Annotated in this window: 18 protein-coding genes and 1 tRNA gene; 12 read left to right on the top strand and 7 right to left on the bottom strand. The window is 52.4% G+C overall.

Translation table 11 applies throughout. The features are described from left to right. Nucleotides 1-12: 12 nt before the first annotated feature. Nucleotides 13-2,244, bottom strand: coding sequence for an NADP-dependent isocitrate dehydrogenase (locus V7Q41_RS06770; RefSeq protein ID WP_333844576.1), 2,232 nt, complete (start codon nucleotides 2,242-2,244; stop codon nucleotides 13-15). A 245-nt stretch (nucleotides 2,245-2,489) separates the two neighbouring features. On the opposite strand from V7Q41_RS06770, the gene V7Q41_RS06765 reads away from it, so the two are divergent. From V7Q41_RS06765 to V7Q41_RS06720, 10 genes are all read left to right on the top strand, one after another. Further along, a complete protein-coding gene (locus tag V7Q41_RS06765; RefSeq protein ID WP_333844812.1) occupies nucleotides 2,490-4,280 on the top strand; it encodes a nitrite/sulfite reductase in 1,791 nt (596 codons plus the stop codon). 18 nt (nucleotides 4,281-4,298) lie between these two features. Further along, on the top strand, nucleotides 4,299-4,670 hold the full coding sequence (locus V7Q41_RS06760) for a DUF934 domain-containing protein (RefSeq protein ID WP_333844574.1): 372 nt from the start codon (nucleotides 4,299-4,301) through the stop codon (nucleotides 4,668-4,670). Between the two features lie 6 nt (nucleotides 4,671-4,676). Continuing rightward, nucleotides 4,677-5,432, top strand: coding sequence for a phosphoadenylyl-sulfate reductase (locus V7Q41_RS06755; RefSeq protein ID WP_333844572.1), 756 nt, complete (start codon nucleotides 4,677-4,679; stop codon nucleotides 5,430-5,432). Between the two features lie 23 nt (nucleotides 5,433-5,455). Continuing rightward, on the top strand, nucleotides 5,456-6,406 hold the full coding sequence (cysD, locus tag V7Q41_RS06750) for a sulfate adenylyltransferase subunit CysD (RefSeq protein ID WP_333844569.1): 951 nt from the start codon (nucleotides 5,456-5,458) through the stop codon (nucleotides 6,404-6,406). After that, a complete protein-coding gene (locus tag V7Q41_RS06745) occupies nucleotides 6,406-7,692 on the top strand; it encodes a sulfate adenylyltransferase subunit 1 (RefSeq protein WP_333844566.1) in 1,287 nt (428 codons plus the stop codon). The genes cysD and V7Q41_RS06745 overlap by 1 nt, the downstream gene beginning before the upstream one ends. A gap of 95 nt (nucleotides 7,693-7,787) precedes the next feature. Further along, a complete protein-coding gene (gene fdxA, locus V7Q41_RS06740) occupies nucleotides 7,788-8,114 on the top strand; it encodes a ferredoxin FdxA (RefSeq protein ID WP_333844563.1) in 327 nt (108 codons plus the stop codon). 19 nt (nucleotides 8,115-8,133) lie between these two features. Further along, a complete protein-coding gene (locus tag V7Q41_RS06735; protein ID WP_333844560.1) occupies nucleotides 8,134-9,201 on the top strand; it encodes an NAD(P)/FAD-dependent oxidoreductase in 1,068 nt (355 codons plus the stop codon). 235 nt (nucleotides 9,202-9,436) lie between these two features. Further along, nucleotides 9,437-11,578 (top strand): TonB-dependent siderophore receptor, encoded by a 2,142-nt coding sequence (locus tag V7Q41_RS06730; protein WP_333844558.1) that lies wholly within the window; start codon nucleotides 9,437-9,439, stop codon nucleotides 11,576-11,578. 133 nt (nucleotides 11,579-11,711) lie between these two features. Then, on the top strand, nucleotides 11,712-12,686 hold the full coding sequence (locus V7Q41_RS06725; protein ID WP_333844556.1) for a tripartite tricarboxylate transporter substrate binding protein: 975 nt from the start codon (nucleotides 11,712-11,714) through the stop codon (nucleotides 12,684-12,686). 36 nt (nucleotides 12,687-12,722) lie between these two features. Beyond that, complete coding sequence (locus V7Q41_RS06720) at nucleotides 12,723-13,685, top strand: fumarylacetoacetate hydrolase family protein (protein ID WP_333844553.1); 963 nt, start codon at nucleotides 12,723-12,725, stop codon at nucleotides 13,683-13,685. A 216-nt stretch (nucleotides 13,686-13,901) separates the two neighbouring features. On the opposite strand, the gene V7Q41_RS06715 is transcribed toward V7Q41_RS06720, so the two are convergent. The 5 genes from V7Q41_RS06715 to V7Q41_RS06695 all read right to left on the bottom strand — a co-directional run bounded on the left by V7Q41_RS06715 (nucleotide 13,902) and on the right by V7Q41_RS06695 (nucleotide 18,402). Next, entirely contained in the window at nucleotides 13,902-14,504 is a 603-nt protein-coding gene (locus V7Q41_RS06715) for a DUF3299 domain-containing protein (protein WP_333844550.1), read from the bottom strand. Nucleotide 14,505: 1 nt separating this feature from the next. After that, entirely contained in the window at nucleotides 14,506-15,750 is a 1,245-nt protein-coding gene (locus V7Q41_RS06710; protein WP_442918818.1) for an ABC transporter permease, read from the bottom strand. Between the two features lie 46 nt (nucleotides 15,751-15,796). Then, the gene (locus V7Q41_RS06705; RefSeq protein WP_333844545.1) at nucleotides 15,797-16,498 is read right to left on the bottom strand and encodes an ATP-binding cassette domain-containing protein; all 702 of its coding nucleotides are present in this window, start codon (nucleotides 16,496-16,498) and stop codon (nucleotides 15,797-15,799) included. Next, the gene (locus V7Q41_RS06700; protein WP_028820670.1) at nucleotides 16,495-16,998 is read right to left on the bottom strand and encodes a ZrgA family zinc uptake protein; all 504 of its coding nucleotides are present in this window, start codon (nucleotides 16,996-16,998) and stop codon (nucleotides 16,495-16,497) included. The genes V7Q41_RS06705 and V7Q41_RS06700 overlap by 4 nt, the downstream gene beginning before the upstream one ends. Before the next feature lie 597 nt (nucleotides 16,999-17,595). Next, entirely contained in the window at nucleotides 17,596-18,402 is an 807-nt protein-coding gene (locus V7Q41_RS06695) for a molybdate ABC transporter substrate-binding protein (protein WP_333844541.1), read from the bottom strand. Nucleotides 18,403-18,860: 458 nt separating this feature from the next. Between V7Q41_RS06695 and V7Q41_RS06690 the strand changes: the two genes are divergently transcribed. Next, nucleotides 18,861-18,936, top strand: a tRNA-Asn gene (locus tag V7Q41_RS06690). A gap of 149 nt (nucleotides 18,937-19,085) precedes the next feature. Here V7Q41_RS06690 and V7Q41_RS06685 read toward each other — a convergent pair. Then, nucleotides 19,086-19,364, bottom strand: coding sequence for a tyrosine-type recombinase/integrase (locus V7Q41_RS06685; protein ID WP_333844809.1), 279 nt, complete (start codon nucleotides 19,362-19,364; stop codon nucleotides 19,086-19,088). A 319-nt stretch (nucleotides 19,365-19,683) separates the two neighbouring features. On the opposite strand from V7Q41_RS06685, the gene dcm reads away from it, so the two are divergent. Continuing rightward, nucleotides 19,684-20,598 (top strand): DNA (cytosine-5-)-methyltransferase (gene dcm / locus V7Q41_RS06680; protein ID WP_333844539.1); only part of this gene is annotated, 915 nt, incomplete at its 3' end.

Here is a 20,598-nt window from a genome sequence, read left to right as displayed (position 1 = left end):
CCTTGGTGATGCTCAGACGCTCGCCAAAGCAGCGTTGAGCGTGGCGCTGGGGCGCATCACTGCTTCAAGCTTCTTAGGGTCAGGCAGGTAGTAGCCGCCAATGTCCACGGGCTTGCCTTGCACCGCATTGAGCTCGCCGATGATTTTCTTTTCGTTATCGGTCAGGTTCTTGGCCAAGGGCGCAAACTTGGCAGCCAACTCTGGGTCGTCAGTTTGCGCGGCCAACTCTTGGGCCCAGTACATCGCCAAGTAGAACTGGCTGCCGCGGTTGTCGAGCTGGCCTGTTTTGGGCGATGGGTTCTTGTTGGTGTCCAACAATTTGCCAGTGGCTGCATCCAAGGTTTTGGACAACACGGTGGCCTTTGCATTACCGGTCTTGAGACCCAAGTCCTCGAAGCTCACTGCCAGCGCCAAAAACTCACCCAATGAATCCCAGCGCAAGTGGTTTTCTTCCACCAGCTGCTGCACATGCTTGGGCGCCGAGCCACCAGCGCCCGTTTCGTACATGCCGCCACCCGCCATCAGGGGCACGATAGACAACATCTTGGCCGAGGTGCCCAACTCCATGATCGGGAACAAGTCGGTCAGGTAGTCACGCAAGATGTTGCCCGTTGCGCTGATCGTGTCAAAACCGCGCACCACGCGCTCGAGGGTGTAACGCATGGCACGCACTTGACTCATGATCTGGATTTCCAGGCCTGCCGTGTTGTGTTCATGCAGGTACATCTTGACCTTGGTGATGAGCTGAGCTTCGTGCGGACGGTATTGGTCAAGCCAAAACACCACCGGCATGCCAGAGTTGCGAGCGCGGGTCACGGCCAGCTTGACCCAGTCGCGAATCGCAGCGTCTTTGGTCTGGCACATGCGCCAAATGTCTCCGGCTTCCACATTTTCAGACAGCAAGACTTCGCCTGTGTTCAAGTCGGTGATGTTGGCCACGCCGTCTTCAGAGATTTCAAACGTCTTGTCGTGCGAGCCGTACTCCTCGGCTTGCTGGGCCATCAAGCCAACGTTGGGCACGGTGCCCATGGTCTTGGGATCAAAAGCGCCATGCCATTTGCAAAAGTTGATGATCTCTTGGTAGATGCGCGCAAAGGTGGATTCGGGCATCACGGCCTTGACGTCTTTGAGTCGCCCATCGGCACCCCACATCTTGCCGCCATTGCGAATCATGGCAGGCATGGAGGCGTCCACGATCACGTCGTTGGGGGAGTGAAAGTTGGTGATGCCTTTGGCCGAGTCAACCATGGCCAATTCAGGACGGCCCTCATGGCAAGCATGCAGGTCACGGTTGATTTCGTCTTGTTTCGACTGAGGCAGCGCGGCGATCTTGTTGTACAGATCTGCCATGCCGTTGTTCACGTTCACGCCCAATTCCTTGAACAAGGCCTCGTGTTTAGCAAAAGCTTCTTTGTAGAAAATTTTCACGCAGTGGCCAAACACAATGGGATGCGACACCTTCATCATGGTGGCCTTGACGTGCAGCGAGAACATCACGCCCGTTTGGTGTGCATCTTCAATTTCTTTTTCATAAAACTCGAGCAAGGCTTTCTTGCTCATGAACATGCTGTCGATGACCTCACGGTCAAGCAAAGCCACTTTGGGTTTGAGAACGATGGTTTTGCCACTCTTGGTGATCAGCTCCATCTTCACCTCACGCGGACGGTCCAAGGTCATGGACTTTTCACCGTGGTAGAAGTCGCCCGCGTGCATGTGCGAGACATGCGAGCGGGAAGCTTGGCTCCACTCAGCCATGCTGTGGGGGTTTTTTCGGGCAAATTCTTTCACAGCGCGCGGCGCGCGGCGGTCGGAGTTGCCCTCGCGCAGCACGGGATTCACAGCCGAACCGGTGCACTTGGCATAGCGCGCCTTGAGGGCCTTTTCTTCGTCCGTCTTGGCGTTCTCTGGGTAGTCGGGCAGCGCATAACCCTTGGACTGCAATTCCTTGATCGCGAGCACCAATTGCCCCACCGAGGCACTGATATTGGGCAGTTTGATGATGTTGGCCTCAGGCTTGAAGGTCAGCTTGCCGAGTTCGGCCAAGTTGTTGGTCACGCGCTGCTCAGGCGGCAGCAAATCGGAAAATTCACCCAAGATACGGTTTGCCACCGAGATATCGCTGGACACCACGTCAATGCCAGCTGGGGCGGCAAACGTGCGAATGATGGGCAAAAACGACGCCGTTGCCAAATAGGGGGCTTCATCGGTCAGGGTATAGACGATTTTGGATTTTTCAGCTGACATGGCTCGGTCTCAGTCTTTGTTTGGATGGTGTGAAAGAAAAGCAGTTCAAGGGCTGCATTATCTACGGCACTTTAGCCCACCTTCACCTGGATTTGGCTGACAAGCTGCCGTGTTTATCCATCCTTATTCCAATTCCGCATATGTGTAGAACTAAGTAATCGTTGGCATTGGCATAAAGCCCACCTACAGTGCGTACCATACGAGCGCCACTTGGTATGGCTTCATTTTTTCGTTTGAGTAGTTTGATGTATCAATACACCCCCTTCGATTCAGAGTTCGTCAAAGCCCGCGCCGCGCAGTACCGTGACCAATTGAGCCGCAACTTGGCTGGCAAATTGGCCGATGACGATTTCCGCCCTCTACGTTTGCAAAACGGCTGGTATATCCAACGCTATGCCCCTATGCTGCGCGTGGCGGTGCCCTATGGCGAGCTCAACAGCGCTCAGCTGCGCGTGTTGGCTCAAATTGCACGTGACTACGACACCCCTTCGGCTGAGCTGATTGAGCGCGCACAAACCACGCAAGACAAGATCGGCGGCATAGATGCACCGAAATTAACCACCAACTACGGCCACTTCACCACCCGTCAAAACGTGCAGTTCAACTGGATCCCGTTGGAGAAAAGCGCGGACGTGATGGAGTTGCTGGCCAGCGTCAACCTCCACGGCATTCAAACCAGCGGCAACTGCATTCGCAACATCACCAGCGACGAGCGCGCCGGCATCGCGGTAGACGAAGACGTCGACCCCCGCCCCTATGCCGAGGTGTTGCGCCAGTGGAGCACCCTGCACCCCGAGTTCGCCTACCTGCCCCGTAAATTCAAAATCGCCATCACCGGCGCCACAGAAGACCGCGCAGCCATTGAGTGGCACGACATTGGCCTGCGCTTGCTGCGCGACGACGAAGGCAACGTGGGTTTCAAAATTTACGTGGGAGGTGGCATGGGCCGCACGCCCATCATCGGCACAGTGATTCGCGAGTTCTTGCCTTGGAACCAAATCATCAACTACCTCGAAGCCGTGGTGCGCGTCTACAACGGCTGGGGCCGTCGCGACAACATCTACAAAGCGCGTATCAAAATTTTGGTCAAGGCCGAGGGTCAACGCTACTTTGACGAAGTCAACGAAGAGTTTGACCGCATCTTGGAAAGTGGCGCACACCACACCATCCCGCAAGTCGAGCTCGACCGCGTCAGCGCCTGCTTTGTGCTGCCACCCGTGGATGTGGTGTCAGACGAAGCGCAAGAAAAAGCCGAGCAAGCTTTGTTGGCCCAAGCCAAAGCCGACAAAGAATTCACCCGTTGGTTGCAACAAAACGTGACCAGCCACCAAAACCCTGGCCTGCGCGTGGTCACCCTGTCGTTCAAGCGTTTGGGGCAAGCGCCAGGCGACGCCACGGCAGACCAATTGGCCACAGCCGCTGACTTGGCAGATCAGTTCAGCTCTGGCGAAGTGCGCGTCAACCATGACCAAAACTTGGTGCTGCCTTGGGTGCGCATTGACCAACTGGCTGCGCTCTACCTTGCTGCCAAAGCCGCTGGCTTTGCACGCGCCAATGTGCACTTGCTGACCGACATGATTGCCTGCCCCGGCGGCGATTACTGCGCCTTGGCCAATGCCCGCTCACTGCCTATCGCGGCCGCGATCACCGAGCGTTACCAAGACCTCGACGAATTGTTTGACCTGGGCGAGATTGACCTGCACATCAGTGGCTGCATCAACTCATGCGGCCACCACCACAGCGGCCACATTGGCATCTTGGGTGTGGACAAAGACGGCCAAGAGTGGTACCAAGTCACGCTCGGTGGCTCGGATGGTTCGTTCCTGAGCGGCCCAGCCAAAGCCGGCAAAGTGGTGGGGCCGTCTTTTGCAGCGACCGAGGTGGTGGACGTGATCGAAGCCGTGCTCGACACCTACCGCGACCAGCGCGAAGGCCACGAGAGCTTTGCACGCACCCTGAACCGTGTGGGCTTTGAGGTGTTCAAAGTGGCGGCCAATTCGGCCCGCAACACCACCGCGCGTGCGGCATCAGTCTGAAACAGATACGAGATAACCATGAGCCTGCAAATCATCACCCAACACACGACCGACGGTCACCATGCACGCGCCTTGGCCAACGACGTGGACGTGCAAACCCTGGACCTCGAGGGCTTGGAGCGCATCGACTTGAACTTTCCCAAGTTCACCGATGGCCGTGCTTTCAGCCAAGCCTTTGTGCTGCGCCGCCGCGGCTTCACGGGCGACATCCGCGCCCACGGCGATGTGCTGATAGACCAACTGTTGCAAATGCAACGCAGCGGCTTTTCCAGCGCTGTGCTGCGCAACGACCAAGACGCGGCTCACGGCGCCACGCTGCTGGGCCACTACAAAAGTTTTTACCAAGGCGACGCGGTGCATGCCACGCCTCACTTTGCGGACTTGGCTTAAACATCCATGAGCCAGCTCTCTTTTCTGTCTGCCAGTGGCACCTCCAAAGCCACCACGCTGAACGCTCGTGCCAGCGACACCTACGCAGCCAAACTGGCTGACACCCAAGCCTTGCTGCAACGCGCAGCGGCCGAGTTTGCACCCGTCACCCAAGCGTCTAGCCTAGGGGCAGAAGACGTGGTCATCACCCACCTCATCAACAGCTTGCAGCTCGACATCCCTGTGTTCGTGCTCGACACCGGCGCGCTGCACACCGAGACCTTGGCGTTGCTCGAGCGCACCGAGGCCACCTCACGCGCCTCCATCCACGTGTATCGCCCCGCGCATGAATCGGTCATTCAGTTTGTGCGCACACAAGGCCAAGACGCGATGTACCAAAGCATCGAGTTGCGCAAAGCCTGTTGCGGCATTCGCAAAATGGAGCCGCTCGCGCGTGCCCTGCAAGGCCAACGCGCTTGGATCACCGGCTTGCGCCAAGAGCAATCCACTGCACGCGCCGAAGTGCCATTGCAAGACGACAGCGAAGTGGCCAGCAAAAATTTAAGCAAATTCAACCCCTTGGCCCAATGGACCTGGGGCGATGTGTGGCACTACATCGCCACCCACCACGTGGACTACAACCCACTGCACGACCAGTTTTTCCCCAGCGTGGGCTGCGCCCCTTGCACACGCGCCATCAGCATGGGCGAAGCGTTTCGCGCTGGGCGCTGGTGGTGGGAAGACGAGGCCGCCAAAGAGTGCGGCTTGCACGTGAAGAACTAAAAATTTAAGAACCAAGAAACGTCATGAACGCTACAACACACACTGAGCAGCACCACTTAAGCAACACCCACCTCGATGCGCTAGAAGAAGAAACCATCTTCATCTTGCGCGAAGTTGCCGCCACTTTTGAACGCCCCACTTTGTTGTTCTCAGGTGGCAAAGATTCACTGGTCATGCTCAAGTGCGCAGAAAAAGCCTTTGGAGGAAAAACCACCCCCTCCGGTAGAGGCCGCATTCCTTACCCACTGTTGATGATCGACACGGGGCATAACTTCAAGGAAGTGACCGACTTTCGAGACGCGCGTGCCAAAGAGCTCGGTGCTGAGTTGATCGTGCGCAGCGTCGAAGACTCCATGAAAAAAGGCACGGTGCGTTTGGCTCACGCCGGTGAGAGCCGCAACGTGCACCAATCGGTCACCTTGCTCGAAGCCATCGAAGAATTCCGCTTTGATGCGCTGATTGGCGGCGCACGCCGTGATGAAGAAAAAGCCCGCGCCAAAGAGCGCATCTTCAGCCACCGAGACAGCTTTGGTCAGTGGCAGCCTAAGGCACAACGCCCTGAGCTGTGGACCTTGTTCAACCACAAGCTACAACCCGGCGAACACTTTCGCGTGTTCCCCATCTCCAACTGGACTGAACTGGACGTGTGGCAATACATTGCCCGCGAAAACATCGCGCTGCCCTCGATCTACTACACGCACAAGCGCGAAGTGGTCAACCGCCGTGGCCTGCTGGTCCCTGTCACTGAACTCACGCCACCCAAAGACGGTGAGCAAGTGGAGATCCGCGATGTGCGTTTTCGTACCGTGGGCGACATCACTTGCACCTGCCCCGTGGAAAGCACCGCGGCCACACCCGAGCAAATCGTCATCGAGACCTTGGCCGCCGACGTGAGCGAACGCGGCGCCACCCGCATGGACGACAAAACATCTGAGGCTTCGATGGAGAAGCGCAAAAAAGACGGATATTTCTAATGAACGCACTCAAATTCATCACCTGCGGCTCGGTGGACGACGGCAAAAGCACCCTGATTGGGCGCTTGTTGGTCGACACCAAAGCCGTGTTGCAAGACCATCTGGCGGGCGTGCAGCGCGCGGGCCAACATGGCCAATACACCGACCTCGCCTTGTTGACCGACGGTCTCTCTGCCGAGCGCGAGCAAGGCATCACCATCGACGTGGCGTATCGCTACTTCAACACCGAAGCACGCAAGTTCATCATTGGCGACACGCCCGGCCACGAGCAATACACCCGCAACATGGTGACCGCCGCCTCTAGCGCCGACGCCGCCGTGGTCTTGGTAGACGCCATCAAGCTCGATTGGAAAAACCCTGCGCTCGAGTTGCTGGCGCAAACCCGTCGCCACGCGTTGTTGGTCAAGCTGCTGCGCGTGCCCTCCATCGTGTTTGCCATCAACAAACTCGACGCAGTTGAAGACGCTGCCCTGGCCTACCAAAACATTGAAGCCGCCTTGCGCAAGTTTGCAACTGAGGCTGACATCACCATCACGGCCATGGTGCCTGTGTCCGCCCTCAAAGGCTGGAACGTGGTGACCACCGAAAACAATGACCAAGCCAACTGGTGCGGCTACCGTGGCCCTAGTTTGTTGAGCCTGTTGGAAGAATTGCCCAACATACCGGCTGAAACTGAGGTGGCTTTTAGCTTTCCGGTGCAGTGGGTGGAAAAGTTCCACGACTCTGGCGTGACCACCCAAGGTCGCCGCGTGTTCTGGGGCCGTGTGGCCACGGGCTCGATTGAGCCAGGGCAAACCGTGCAAGTGTTCCCAAGCGGCCAAACCGCTGTGGTGTCGCAAGTGCTGTCAGCCACACGCGAGCCGCAAAGCAAGACAGCCGGCCACAGCGCTGGCATTGTGCTGGACCGTGAAGTAGACGTGTCACGTGGCGACTGGTTGCTGGCCGACACATCCGAATCTTTGGGTCACACCGAAGGCCAACGCCAGCTCAACACCACCATCGCTTGGATGGACGACGAGCCTTTGGTAGCTGGCCGTGTGTACTGGGCTTTACATGGTCACCGTTGGGTGAAAGCCAAAGTGCAACGCGTGGTGCACCGCTTGAACGTCAACACCTTGGCCGAAGAAGACGCCACCGAATTGGCGCCCAACGCGATTGGCCATGTCACGCTGGCCCTGCAAGAGCCTTTGATGACGTTACCGTTCAAGCAGTCGCGCGTCTTGGGCGCGCTGGTGTTGGTCGACACAGCCACACACAAGACCTCGGGGGCAGTGTTGGTGAACTGAGCCTCTGACGGGCCCAACAACCAAGCCGTTTAAAATCTCTGGATTCCAGCCAACGCGATTGGTTGGACCCCTTTTTCCTCATTGATTGAATTGACATGACGCACGTAGTCACCGAAGCCTGTATCCAATGTAAGTACACCGACTGTGTGGACGTCTGTCCCGTCGACTGCTTTCGTGAAGGCCCCAACTTCCTCACCATCGACCCTGACGAGTGCATCGACTGCGCGGTGTGTATCCCCGAATGCCCTGTGAACGCCATCTACGCCGAAGAAGACGTGCCTGAAGGCCAAGAGCACATGACCAAGCTCAATGCAGAGTTGTCGCTCATCGGCTGGCCCAGCATCACCAAACGCAAAACGCCGATGGCTGACGCAGATGCGTGGAAAGACAAAACCGGCAAACTCGCCGAACTCAAGCGCTAAATTCTCCGCGCTGAGCACCATGACGGCACCCACGGTGACAGTCAACACGATTCACACCGACGCCGTCATCGTGGGCGCAGGCCCAGTGGGCTTGTTTCAGTCATTTCAACTTGGGCTGCAAGACATTCGCAGCCACCTCATCGACGCCCTGCCCTATGTGGGCGGCCAGTGTGTTGAGCTCTACGCCGACAAGCCCATCTACGACATTCCTGGCATCCCGGTGTGCACGGGCCGTGAGTTGGTGGCGCAGCTCCAAGCACAAATCAAACCTTTTGCGCCGACATTTCACTTAAACCAAGAAGTGACCAAGGTCTCGCGGCTAGAAGACGGTTCCATTTCGGTCAACACCTCCACTGGGCAACACTTGGTGTGCAAGGTCTTGGTCGTCGCTGCAGGCGTGGGTGCCTTTCAAGCGCGTAAGCTGGCCACAGAGGGTGCTGCAGAACTTGAAGGCACGCATGTGCATTACCGCATGGGCGACGCATCTCGTTTTTCGGGTCAAGATGTGTGGGTGTTGGGCGGCGAAGAAGCGGCAGTGGCTGCTGCGTTAAAACTCTCGCACCAAGCACAAGCACCCGCATTCAAGCCGCGCAGCGTCACGCTGATGCACCGCCGCGATGTCTTCGCCGCCGAGCCTGTGCTGCTGCAAGCCATGCGCGATGCCGTGGCCAACGGCCACTTGCAATTGCAAATTGGCCAACCGATTGCCTTGCTCAGCACCGCGCAGCATCTGAACGCCGTGCAAGTGGCCACGCCCGATGGCCAAACCATAGAGTGTCCCGCCCAACACTTGGTGGCATTTTTGGGCCTTTCGCCCAAGCTCGGCCCCATTGCCAACTGGGGCTTGGCGCTGGAGCGCAAACAAGTGGTGGTCAACACCGAAACCTTTGCTACCGATGTGCCGGGTATCTTTGCGGTGGGTGATATCAACACTTACCCAGGCAAAAAGAAGCTCATCTTGTGCGGCTTTCACGAAGCCACCCTCGCCGCCTTTGGTGCTGCAGCCATCGTGCACCCCACACGAAAAACCCTGCTGCAATACACCACCACATCCACCGAGCTGCATCGCTTGCTCGGACTCGTTTAAAATTCACACCGCGCTAGCAATAGCGCATTCGCTAGGGGTGTTGAAGCCGTTACCGGCTTCGACTGAGAAAGTCCCTTTGAACCTGTTGAGATCCGCCCGCAGCGGATCTCAAAGTCCGCAAGGACTTGAGGTAATCCTCGCGCAGGGAAGCTTGGTCTTATGACGAGGCTCTGTCACACAGAGCAGCCACTCGTTTCAAAGTCAGCCGACCTGCCATCACGTTGAAGGAAACGTCATGGCACACCATTTGTCATTTTTTAAAATAAGCCGCGTCCATGCGGCCGCTGCGCTGTGCATGGCATCGTGCACCTGCGCGTGGGCACAACAAAACCCAAACGAAATCACCATCACCGACAAGCTGCCCGCGCGCGTGTCAGGCTTTGGGGATGTGCCAGCCCAAGCGCTGCCTTTTTCAACCACCATCATCACCAGAGCCACCTTGCAAGACTTAGGTGCGCAGCGCGTGTCCGATGCTTTGCGCTTAGATGCCTCCGTCAGTGACAGCTACAACTCGCCCGCGTATTGGGACATCCTCAGCGTTCGCGGCTTCACCTTAGACAACCGCTACAACTACCGCCGCGAAGGTTTGCCCATCAGTGCTGAGACCATGATTCCTATGGACAACAAAGAGCGTATCGAATTGCTCAAAGGCACCAGCGGCATTCAAGCTGGCACCAGTTCGCCCGGTGGTTTGGTGAACTATGTGGTCAAGCGTGCACCCACCAACGCAGAGCAAACCATTCGAAACATCACGCTCAGCTATGGCCCAGGCAACAACCGCTTGGTGGCAGCAGACTTAGGAGGTCGCTTTGGAGAAAGGGCTGAGTTCGGCTACCGCTTCAACCTCGCGCACGAAGACCTCAACCCCTACATTCGCAACACCCAAGGCCAACGCGACTTGGTCGCTTTGGCCTTGGATTGGCGGCTCAAGCCTGGCACCGTGGTTGAGTTTGAATTTGAACAATCACACCGCGAACAAATTGGCATCAACGGCTACAGCTTGCTGGGTGGAAAGCTTCCCTCCCCAGTGGATCCACGTGTCAACCTCACACGCCAATCTTGGAGCCAGCCAGGCGTGTTCGATGCCATGACTGGCTCCGTGCGCATTCGTCAAGCCTTAGATTCGGGCTGGCGATGGACCACGCAGTACGGCGGTCAACGTTTGAAAACTGACGACCGACTCGTCTTTGGTTATGGCTGCGCCTCTCCCGCCGACTTCACCCAATACTGTGCAAATGGCAATTTCGCGCTTTATGATTTCCGCAGCAACAACGAACGCCGCCTCAGTGATTCACTTGAAAGCGAAGTCTCGGGCGAATTAGAAATGATGGGGTTGAAACATCACCTCACTGCGGGTGTGCTGCGCCAGAGACAACTGGACAGACTTCCAACGTATCAGGCCTATGCGCCCATCTTGCAAACAGGCCATGTGTCCTCGCCATTCAACAGCACCCCCAACCCAGATTTCTCGACAGTCAATACAAACCGCAGCGAATACGCAACCGAACTCAACCTGAAAAACCGCGTAGAAGTTTCTGACCGCACCTCTGTTTGGGCTGGGCTACGCCATGTCATGTTCAATCGCAGCAGCTCACGCAATGATCCGAACGATCCCAACAGCATGCGCTACCTCGACCATGTCAGTGCGCCTTGGCTCGGCATGTCCACCAAACTTTCTGGTGCTTTGGCGTATGCCTCATACGGACATGGCGTCGAAAACTTTGTGGTGCCCAATAGCAGCGGCACTTACTGGGTGAATGCTGGGCAGCAGTTGGGCGTAGGCAAAAGCCGCCAATCAGAAATAGGTCTGCGCACCTTGAATGCACAAATGCCTGTGCAATGGCATGCTTCCCTGTTTCAAATTGCACGACCACTTGCCTACGACGATGGCAACGGCAGCCGCTTGCTAGACGGCAAGCAAACACACCAGGGTCTCGATGTAGGAGCCCACCTTCTTTCCGCTCAATGGAAACTGGGCTCCCAAATCCAATGGATGCAAGCAAAGATCAGCGACGTCACACAAACCTCGGGCGTGGTCGGCACCACCCCGCTCAACGTTCCAAAATTTGTTTTACGCGGCATGGCCGAATACCGTTATGCCAGTTTGCCGGGCTTGCGATCTGGACTGCGTGTGTCACATGAAGGACAGCGCCAGGTGCTTGAAAACGGCAGTGTGCAACTGCCCGCGTGGACCACCGTCGACGCCACTGCACATTACGATAAAAAATTCAATGGCCTTGCCTCTACATGGTCCTTGGCCATCGACAACTTGGCTGACACACGCTACTGGCGTGAGTCTCCCAAGCAATTTGGTCACTACTACCTCTACCCGGGTGCACCGCGTACTTTGAGGGCGAGCGTGCAATTTCGCCTCTGAACTTCAAGGTTCTTTGCCGCCTTTGGCTAAACCCCCACCCGCCGATTGGTACAAGCCCAGCCCCCAAAAAAACAATATGATCGGCTGAAATAGATGGTTTCGCTCAACACATCAACACCAGGAGATCAAGGCAATGCAGTTATATCACAAGATCAAGGTCAGTCTTTCCTTAGCAGCCCTGCTGCTGTCAATGGCAGCATCAGCTCAAAATTTCCCTGAGCACCCCCTGACCATTGTGGTTCCCTTCACACCGGGTGGCGTGTCTGACATCACCGCCAGACCCTTGGCCGCTGCGATGTCCACAAACCTTGTACAATCCATCGTGATCGACAACAAAGGTGGCGCAGGAGGCGCCATTGGCATGGCCGCTGCGGCCAGAGCCAAGCCTGATGGCCACACCCTCATGATGGCCTTGCCCAGCATGATCACCATCCCGATCTCAGACCGCATCAGCGGCCGCGCCTCTAGCTTTCAAATCAACCAATTCAAACCCATTGCACGCCTAACGGCTGACCCAACGGTTTTGGCCGTGCGCACAGAGAGCCCGTGGAAAACCTTGGCTGACTTTGTTCGTGATGCACGTGCCAAGCCGGGCACCATTTCATACAGCAGTTCTGGCCTTTACGGCACCACCCATGTGGCCATGGAAATCTTGGCCTACGCGGCGAATTTGAAAATGGTTCACGTTCCCTATTCCGGGGGTGGCCTTCAAATCAATGCACTTTTAGGTGGCCATGTAGACGCCACCATGCAAACACCAGGTGCCATTGCGGGCCAAATTGCAGCTGGCAAATTGCGGGTCTTAGCCGCGTTGAGCAAAGACCGCATTGCTTCTTTGCCCGATGTGCCTACAGCCACTGAGTTGGGCTACAAAGGAGAGTTTTATTTGTGGACGGGGATTTTTGCGCCTGCAGCCACACCCGACGCTGTGGTGAATCGTTTGCGCGCCTCGGTCAAAGATGCTTCAAATCACGCCATTTTCAAGACAGCCATGGCGGGACTGAACACACCCATTCAATACCTTGACTCTGATGATTTTACCAAGTTCATTGTGGAAGACACCAAACGCCTAGACACCGTCCTCACCAGCATGGGTGAAATCAAGTAACCACACGCATTCTTTTTAAAAAATAAAAAGCTCTTTATGAAACTGATCAATCTTTGCGTCAATGGCGCCACGCGTGTTGGAATTTTGGATGGCGAGCATGCTGTCGATTTGCTGGCGGTCCATGAGGCAAGCCCCTTTCTCAGCATCAGCGACATTGCAACTTTAAGCAGCACCTCGCAAGTCATTGCAAGTTGGGATCATTTGAAACCCTTGTTTACAAAGGGTGTGGAACTCAGCAAAACAGGCATGGGGCGCACAGCCATTGAACAAGCTGAATTGCTTGCACCGCTGATCCCCTCCACCATCTTGTGCTCGGGAAGTAATTATTTAAGTCACAACCAAGAAAAAGCTAACGCAGACACCAGCGGCAAAGAGCCTGAGTTTTTCGTCAAAACAGGCGACTGTGTGGTGGGTCACAACCAAGCCATCGTGTGGGATCCTCTTCTTACGAAGAAACTAGATGGAGAAGTTGAATTAGCCGTTGTGATTGGTAAACCCGGTCGCCACATTGCCATCGAAGATGCCCTCGACCATGTGTTTGGCTACACCATCGTCAACGATGTGACAGCGCGTGACCGTCAAGTGCGCAAGCGCCCTGATGGCTCTTACTGGTACGAACTCGGTCGCGGTAAATTGTTTGACACCAGCGCCCCCATGGGGCCCTGCATTACCACGCAAGATGAAATCCCCGATCCACAAAACATCATGATTCGATCTTGGGTCAATGGTGAGCTTCGTCAAATCAGCAGCACCTCCCAAATGATTTGGACCGTCGCTGAATTGGTTCACTTTTTCTCCATCAACATGACCTTGCGTCCTGGCATGGTCATCATCACAGGCACGCCAAGTGGCACCGCATGGTCCAGCGATGAAGAATTAGGCGGTAAGTGGAACGGTACGGATGGCATGGTCAAAGCCCAAGGCTATCTAAAAACGGGCGATACCGTTGTGTGCGAGATAGAAGGTATTGGCAGACTTTCTAATCCTGTCACTCTGTAAAAAAAGAAATCGCAAATCCTAGGATTTGCGACGGTTTCAAAGTTTCTTTGCCAAGCAAATTGCGTCATTTTTTTGTTAAAGTGTTTGTCTAGTAAGTCATGAACAAGCCCAGTTGGGTGTCATACCAAATTCTTCATTCTTGCTAGAACAAACCGAATACATTCCTCGATAGCTCAGTCGGTAGAGCGCCGGACTGTTAATCAGGGGTTCTGTGCCTTATTTCTTATTTTGATGCAACGCTTTGTAGGGATAGATTTGAATTGCTTCAAGTGAATAGCCCGACACACCAGACTGAGTTTGTGTTCTGGCTTCTTTCAATTCACCCTCAACCCACACCACGTCCATGGATTCAAGGGGTTTCGATAACTTGAGTTTTGAATGGGGACTGACCAACACAATTTGGTTTGCAGGGGGTGGTGGTGTATGAATGCATGCGCCAAAATATGGAACCAGTAAAAACTCTCTGCGACCATCCCGAACAGCATCGAGTGGCACCACAAAACCTGGCATTCGAATTTTTCGCCCAATATATTTGGGTGCTACTGGCGCTTCATCCAATTTTTGGCGCAAGCTTTTCATCAATTTTTCGGCCTCTTCAGAGCCATCTTTTAAAAAAGCCATGCGTTCATAACTGGCCACATCTTTGCGCATTTGGGCATACCACTCCTCATTGAGCAGATCATCCCAAGTGATTTTTTCGTAACCAGGAGTTTGGGCGAATGCCACAGGGCCAAACGAAATTTGGGCAAGCATGATCAACAGAACTACGCCCAACTTGCGCATCAGATAAACAGAATGATTCAAAGTTTGAGACTCCATTTCAACCCATTGAAGGTGGGTTTAATCCATCAGAGAGTGACATTCGATAGGCCCTGATAGCTGGTATCAAACTGGCTATCAACGCCCCTAACAATAGCAAACCAATACTGCCCCATGCAGCCAAAGAGGGCCAGCCCATATGAACTTTGATACCGTAAGTTGACAACAAGACGTCATGGAAAATAAACGCAACCAGTTGCGTCATGACTACTCCCAAAGCAATACCAGCAACACCAATTAAAAATGATTCCCAAACAATGAGCATCAAAATAGACTGTGGTCTAGCACCCAAGGCACGGTAGATGGCCAACTCTTTTCGGCGAGCCGCCAAGCCCACAAGGAGGACCGCCACCACGCCGAGCAAAGCGCAAACAGCGACCAAAACTCCCATCACAATAAGCGCATTTTCTACCACGCGTACCACTTGCCAAAGTTCGTCAAGCGCTACCCCAGGCAAAACAGCCATGAGCGGTATTGAGGTTTGAAGGCTCGCAAAATCTTCAATTTCTTTTCTTGCCTTGAAAACTGCGGTTCTAGACTTCAAACCAACCCAAGCCGCAGTCAACTCGGTGGGCAGTACCACTGAGACTTGTGACTCTGAATTCGTGGTGGACTTTGGGCTGTCAAATGCAGAAGGACGCAAGCCCAAGCCCCAGCCAGTATGCAATGCCTCAAAGCCCTCTAAAGAGATAAGCGTTGTTCGGTCAAGGGGGGTGCCCGTCGCTTGCAAAATACCCACCACGACAAAGGGATGGTCTGCATGCTCTGCATCCAAACTTTGATAGCCGTGCGTTAAAACAATGCTGTCATTCAAAGTCAACTTTTTAGACTGAGCCACTTCTGCGCCCAAGACCACTTGGCGCATGCCCTCAGGGTTGATTGAGGGGTCTACAAAAGATTGCCCTTGTCGCCAAGTGAGTGGCCCATTCATGGTTCGGTAGTGCTTGAAAAAATCGATGGACGTCCCTAGAACAGGAAAGCCCTCAAATGAATCGCCAAGTTGAATGGGCAAGGCCCATGACACGGTGGGCAAAGACTTGATTTTTTCAAAATCAGCATAGGCCATGTTTTGAGTGGGTTGTCCAATTTGAAACACACTGTAAAGCAGTAAGTCGCTGGCACTGCCACGCGGACCCACCACCAAATCGACACCTGTCAGTGCGTTGGAAAAGCTCTGTCTAGCGTCTTGTCGCAATTGCTGCACGCTTAACAATACCAAAACCGACACAGAAATAGAGACCAACACCAAGCTCAGTGAATAGCGGCGCGACCAAGCACTTCGCAATGCCAACTTAAGCCACAGCACTCTGATTCTCCAAGCTAGACAAAAAATAACGGTGGTCAAATTGATCAGCCAAGCGTGTGTCGTGACTTACAGCAATGACACTGGCATTTTGCGATTGCGCTGTTGACAACAAGAGCGTCATGAAGTTGGCCTTGCTCTCCTCATCTAAAGCAGATGTTGGCTCATCTGCAATGATCAGAGCAGGGCTTCCCATAAGGGCTCTGGCTGAGGCCACTCTTTGCTGCTCCCCTACAGACAATTGGTGAGCTGGGCGAGCCATGAGTTGCCTAGATAAATGAAGGGAGTCACACAAAGAATGAACTTGAGCAGTCACACTACCGTGTAGGTCGATTGCGTGTTGCGCTCGGCTGGCAAAAATTTGGGTGGGTAATTCAATATTTTCCTGAACTGTCAAATAAGGAATCAAGTTAAATTGCTGAAACACTAGTCCAAGATTTCTGCCTCGAAATAAATCCCTCTGGGACGCAGACATTTCAGTCAAGTTGTAGCCCAAAACTTTGCAGAGCCCCTTCTGAACAGAGTGCACACCCGTTAGAAGACTTAAAAGAGTGGTTTTTCCACTGCCACTGCGACCGCCCACAAACAAGGTCTGCCCTTGCTGAAGACTCAATGTGGGAACGCGAAGAAAAGCTGCCTTACAAGGCCAAGCAAACTCAAGATCTTTAACTTCAATGGCCAATTCGGTCATGGTGAAAAATAAGGTTTGCTTGAGCGAACAGTGAAGGATTTTTGCCCTTTGTCCCCTACCCATTCCACCTTGAGTTGATGCGATTTGATGTGAGATTTGAAAAAAGGAAACGAAATTTTAGTGAGCGCTTGGGGATTTAGACAGACGAAGTGAAAGCTGTAATCGAGATCACTGTGGCCTTTTGAGGCAACACCTTGGAACATCGAAGATTCGGCTTTTGCTTCTTTTTGCTGACACTTGGCATCTGCAGGCAATTCAATGAAATAGGAAGCGTCTTTTGCTGCGTTTTGCAGACGGGTCATGGCTTCGGACTGGGCCTTGTTTTTAGGCAGATGCTCAAAACCCAAAAGTGCTTCCATGGGCATTTCCATCTCGCCCATCAGTGTTTGTCCTTCCAATTTCAATTGCAATTTACCTTTACCGTGGGAGTGCTGGGCAAAAGCACCCGTTGCCAAAAAACAGCCAAGCAAACAAACACCTATTTTTTTGATTTTTTTCATGACGAGCTAATTCTGAATTTTTAAACGCAAATCTTCGCACAAGGAGGTAGGTTTTGACCCAAATAGCCTCATTTATAAAAAGATGCTTTATCGTGAAAAGATAAAAATATGGAGTCGAACTTTTACCCCAACTGGTTCTAGCGCCGCGCATGGCTTCAAATTTCCGCCTGACAAGTGACGCGGCTGAGTGCAAAATCAACGAAATTACTGGGAAAACTGTAATTTACAGTTTTCATTCAATTACACGAAATATTACACGTTTGCCATTTTCACCTATAAGTCATTGATTTATAAGGATTTTTCACGAGCCTGGCTTTCTGTTAATCCACAGAAGCCAGCAATTAGCTGGCTTTTTTATTTAAAAATCTCTATAAATCAAAGACTTAGCGCAATCTTCTATATATAGAGTCAATTACACATATATTGCACAGTTATTCCGTAGGTCTCTCAAATACAGCCTCATTTTTACTCTGGACGCTTAACCAATTTACGCATTGATAAAGCGCTAATACTGGTCAAAATTTGCAATGAAAAACAACTACAAGCCGTCCAGGGCAACCCCAGTGCAGGTAATCGGTATTCAGCGGGATTAAAAAATCAAGGACTGCCAAATCCATAACGCGAGAAAACAGCCTGAGCACTTGGCGAGAGCAGTGCTTCTGCAAAAGCCTGCGCAGCAGGATGAGAAACACGACGTACTGTTAAACCATAGTCGGCATAAACCTGCAAAGCAGGCGGCACTGAAACGATCTTCAAGCGCGGCACCTCGCGCTGTGCAGCCACCGCATTCGTGCAATAGGTGAGAAAAATGTCTGCTTGGCCCTGGTCCATGACCCAAGCATATGTGCCACGCCCTGTTGGAGCTTTGGGAGAGTTGGGGCCACCAGTAAGCTGCAATGCCTTACGTTCAAGAATACTGAAAGCGCCTGCGCGCAGAGCATCGGACTTGCGAAAAAGCTCCCAAGCATAGTCGCCGGATGGATCAGCCTTGGGAGTGCTGGTACCTAGACGAATGGCTGGGTCGAGAAGTGCATCGAGCAATCGCTCAGGCGTGAGATTGAGATTGGCTTGGGTCAATGCGCAAAGCTGATTACGAGCGAAGACACGGGGCGCACTCCAGTTACCGCTGTTAGCAAGTCTGAGTGGATGCCCCATATCGGCCGAAGCAAAAACCTGAGCAGCCTCACCTTTTTCTATACGCTCGCGAAGCAGCCCAGAGGCTGCGAATGAAAGGGTTAGCTTTTGACCTGTTCTAGTCTCATGCTCTCGAGCGATTTCGGAAATCGCATCACGCAAGCTACCCGCAGCGACAACGCTAATGGGATCAGGGCTCAAAGGTGGGTGGGACACGGAGCATGCAGTGACTAAGCCTGCGGCGACAAGCGCTGTAGTTGTGAATCGCATAGTGATCTTGGGGGCCTAGAAAGTTGCAAAGATTTACCAAATATAAACATGCTGCATTGCACTGTTAATAAGTAGAGACACTCTAAGAAACACCTTTCATAGGCACTGGCTTTGCGAACGTTCCAACCCCAGCGCAGCGACCTGACCGCCGCATCTAACTCATCGAGAATTCTCAACCTTTAAAGGTCGTTTCCAACGTAAAGTAACTTTGACCTGTCCATACTCTGGACACCCCTGCACTGTCCAGATTGCCCCAAGCGTCCAGAGTACCTGTACCGTCCAGAGCAACTCAAGCGTCCAGAATCTGGACGCCCATAGACCGTCCAGAGAGCCAGAGCAACCCAACTGCAGCAACGCCCTCTTCATATGGAAAAGCTGAAAACGAGCCTTTAAAACACGTTTTTTTTGCTATACTGTTCGTCTTGAAAGTTCACAAAAGTGTTCTTCAAATCGAATATTCCTCGATAGCTCAGTTGGTAGAGCACCGGACTGTTAATCCGTAGGTCCCTGGTTCGAGCCCAGGTCGAGGAGCCACTACACAAGGCCTAGCACGTGAAAACGTGCTAGGCTTTTCTGTAACACGGTTGTCGCACGGTTTAGCACACAGCACTGTGTGAAAAAGTTTGGTTGTTTGCAGCCACTCTGCCCCCACTCCCCCACCCACTCTTTTGCTGCTTTGTATATTAGGTATACAAGTGGGTAAAACACGCAGCTAGTGTGCTGTTGCACGTGCAGCATACACAAACCCCACCCCCACACAAACAAGCTGCTGTAGCTGCTGAATACACGCAGTATTCTGCTAACACGTCACAAATGCGTAGTGCTGCAACTTCCCCTACCCTCATACCCGCCATATGTGTGCAAAGCAGCATTGCACGATTGCGAGTAGCGTGTGGTTGTTGGCTGCAGTAGTTCAAAACTTTACGCAGTTCTCTTTCAGTTAATACACGTGCTTGTGACATAGCGTTTTCTCCAAATGTTGTGTTTACACGTGTAAAAGTATGTTTTCTTTGTTTTGTTTGGGCAACCTCTTTTTGTCGTTGCAAAATGTTGTTCAAATTCAATGAGATACGCTGTAACCAAAGCATTTATGTATTTCCTTTGTTTTGCGTGTGGCTCTTTTGCTACTGACTGCATAGCAAGCCCTACGTGCTGTCGTTTGTGCTAGCTGCTACCCAACACTAGCTTGCAAGTATTTAGTTGCTTGTAGGGCTTGCTAGCTTGCTTTTCTGCTTTAGTGCTGTGTATACTTGATATACAAATTTTCAACCAATTGGCACAATGAAAAAGTTTACATTTATAGATTTATTTGCTGGAATTGGCGGAATTAGACTAGCATTTGAAGAAGTTGGTGGTGAATGTGTTTTTACATCTGAGTGGGACTCATATGCACAAACAACTTATGCTGAAAATTTTGGACTAAAGCACGATATAAATGGAGATATTACTGAGATAAGTGAAGCTAATATTCCAAATCACGACGTGTTACTTGCTGGCTTTCCTTGTCAACCATTTTCAATTGCTGGTGTTTCAAAAAAAAATGCATTAGGTAAAGCACACGGTTTTTTAGATGAAACACAAGGCACATTATTTTTTGACATTGTTAGAATAATTAAAGAAAAACAACCTGCAGCTTTTTTATTAGAGAATGTAAAAAACTTAACTTCTCACGATAAAGGAAAGACATTTAGTGTTATCAAAAATGCACTAACTGACGGACTTAATTACAAAATACAATTTAAGGTAATTGATGCAGCTCACTTTTTACCTCAGCACAGAGAACGCATCATAATTGTTGGCTTTAGAGAAGAAAACAAATTTGATTGGGAGAAAGTTATTCTTCCAAGTAAAGGCATTCACACACTTAAAGAAATATTGCACAAAACTGATGGAACTGAACCTGTAATTGCCTCTGATGAAAATAAGTATTTTGATAATGCAAAGAAAAAACCACTAGAAAAATACACGCTTACAGATAATTTGTGGAAATACTTGCAAGCATATGCTGCAAAGCATAAAGAAAAAGGTAATGGATTTGGTTTTGGCTTAGTTGATAAAAATAGTGTTAGCAGAACACTCTCAGCAAGATACTACAAAGATGGTTCTGAAATTTTAGTATCGCAGGGTAAAAATAAAAATCCACGCCGCTTAACTCCACGTGAATGTGCACGTTTAATGGGCTTTCCTGACACTTAT

The sequence above is a fragment of the Limnohabitans sp. genome, assembly GCF_036804465.1.
In the GTDB taxonomy this organism is placed as follows: Bacteria; Pseudomonadota; Gammaproteobacteria; order Burkholderiales; family Burkholderiaceae_C; genus Limnohabitans.
Note: the sequence above shows the minus strand (reverse complement) of the source record. Positions and strands in the feature narration are given on the sequence as shown.

Coding starts and splice junctions, on each gene's coding strand:
- V7Q41_RS06770 (WP_333844576.1), bottom strand. CDS start 2,244: ATGTCAGCTGAAAAATCCAAAATCGTCTATACCCTGACCGATGAAGCC.
- V7Q41_RS06765 (WP_333844812.1), top strand. CDS start 2,490: ATGTATCAATACACCCCCTTCGATTCAGAGTTCGTCAAAGCCCGCGCC.
- V7Q41_RS06760 (WP_333844574.1), top strand. CDS start 4,299: ATGAGCCTGCAAATCATCACCCAACACACGACCGACGGTCACCATGCA.
- V7Q41_RS06755 (WP_333844572.1), top strand. CDS start 4,677: ATGAGCCAGCTCTCTTTTCTGTCTGCCAGTGGCACCTCCAAAGCCACC.
- cysD (WP_333844569.1), top strand. CDS start 5,456: ATGAACGCTACAACACACACTGAGCAGCACCACTTAAGCAACACCCAC.
- V7Q41_RS06745 (WP_333844566.1), top strand. CDS start 6,406: ATGAACGCACTCAAATTCATCACCTGCGGCTCGGTGGACGACGGCAAA.
- fdxA (WP_333844563.1), top strand. CDS start 7,788: ATGACGCACGTAGTCACCGAAGCCTGTATCCAATGTAAGTACACCGAC.
- V7Q41_RS06735 (WP_333844560.1), top strand. CDS start 8,134: ATGACGGCACCCACGGTGACAGTCAACACGATTCACACCGACGCCGTC.
- V7Q41_RS06730 (WP_333844558.1), top strand. CDS start 9,437: ATGGCACACCATTTGTCATTTTTTAAAATAAGCCGCGTCCATGCGGCC.
- V7Q41_RS06725 (WP_333844556.1), top strand. CDS start 11,712: ATGCAGTTATATCACAAGATCAAGGTCAGTCTTTCCTTAGCAGCCCTG.
- V7Q41_RS06720 (WP_333844553.1), top strand. CDS start 12,723: ATGAAACTGATCAATCTTTGCGTCAATGGCGCCACGCGTGTTGGAATT.
- V7Q41_RS06715 (WP_333844550.1), bottom strand. CDS start 14,504: ATGGAGTCTCAAACTTTGAATCATTCTGTTTATCTGATGCGCAAGTTG.
- V7Q41_RS06705 (WP_333844545.1), bottom strand. CDS start 16,498: ATGACCGAATTGGCCATTGAAGTTAAAGATCTTGAGTTTGCTTGGCCT.
- V7Q41_RS06700 (WP_028820670.1), bottom strand. CDS start 16,998: ATGAAAAAAATCAAAAAAATAGGTGTTTGTTTGCTTGGCTGTTTTTTG.
- V7Q41_RS06695 (WP_333844541.1), bottom strand. CDS start 18,402: ATGCGATTCACAACTACAGCGCTTGTCGCCGCAGGCTTAGTCACTGCA.
- V7Q41_RS06685 (WP_333844809.1), bottom strand. CDS start 19,364: ATGTCACAAGCACGTGTATTAACTGAAAGAGAACTGCGTAAAGTTTTG.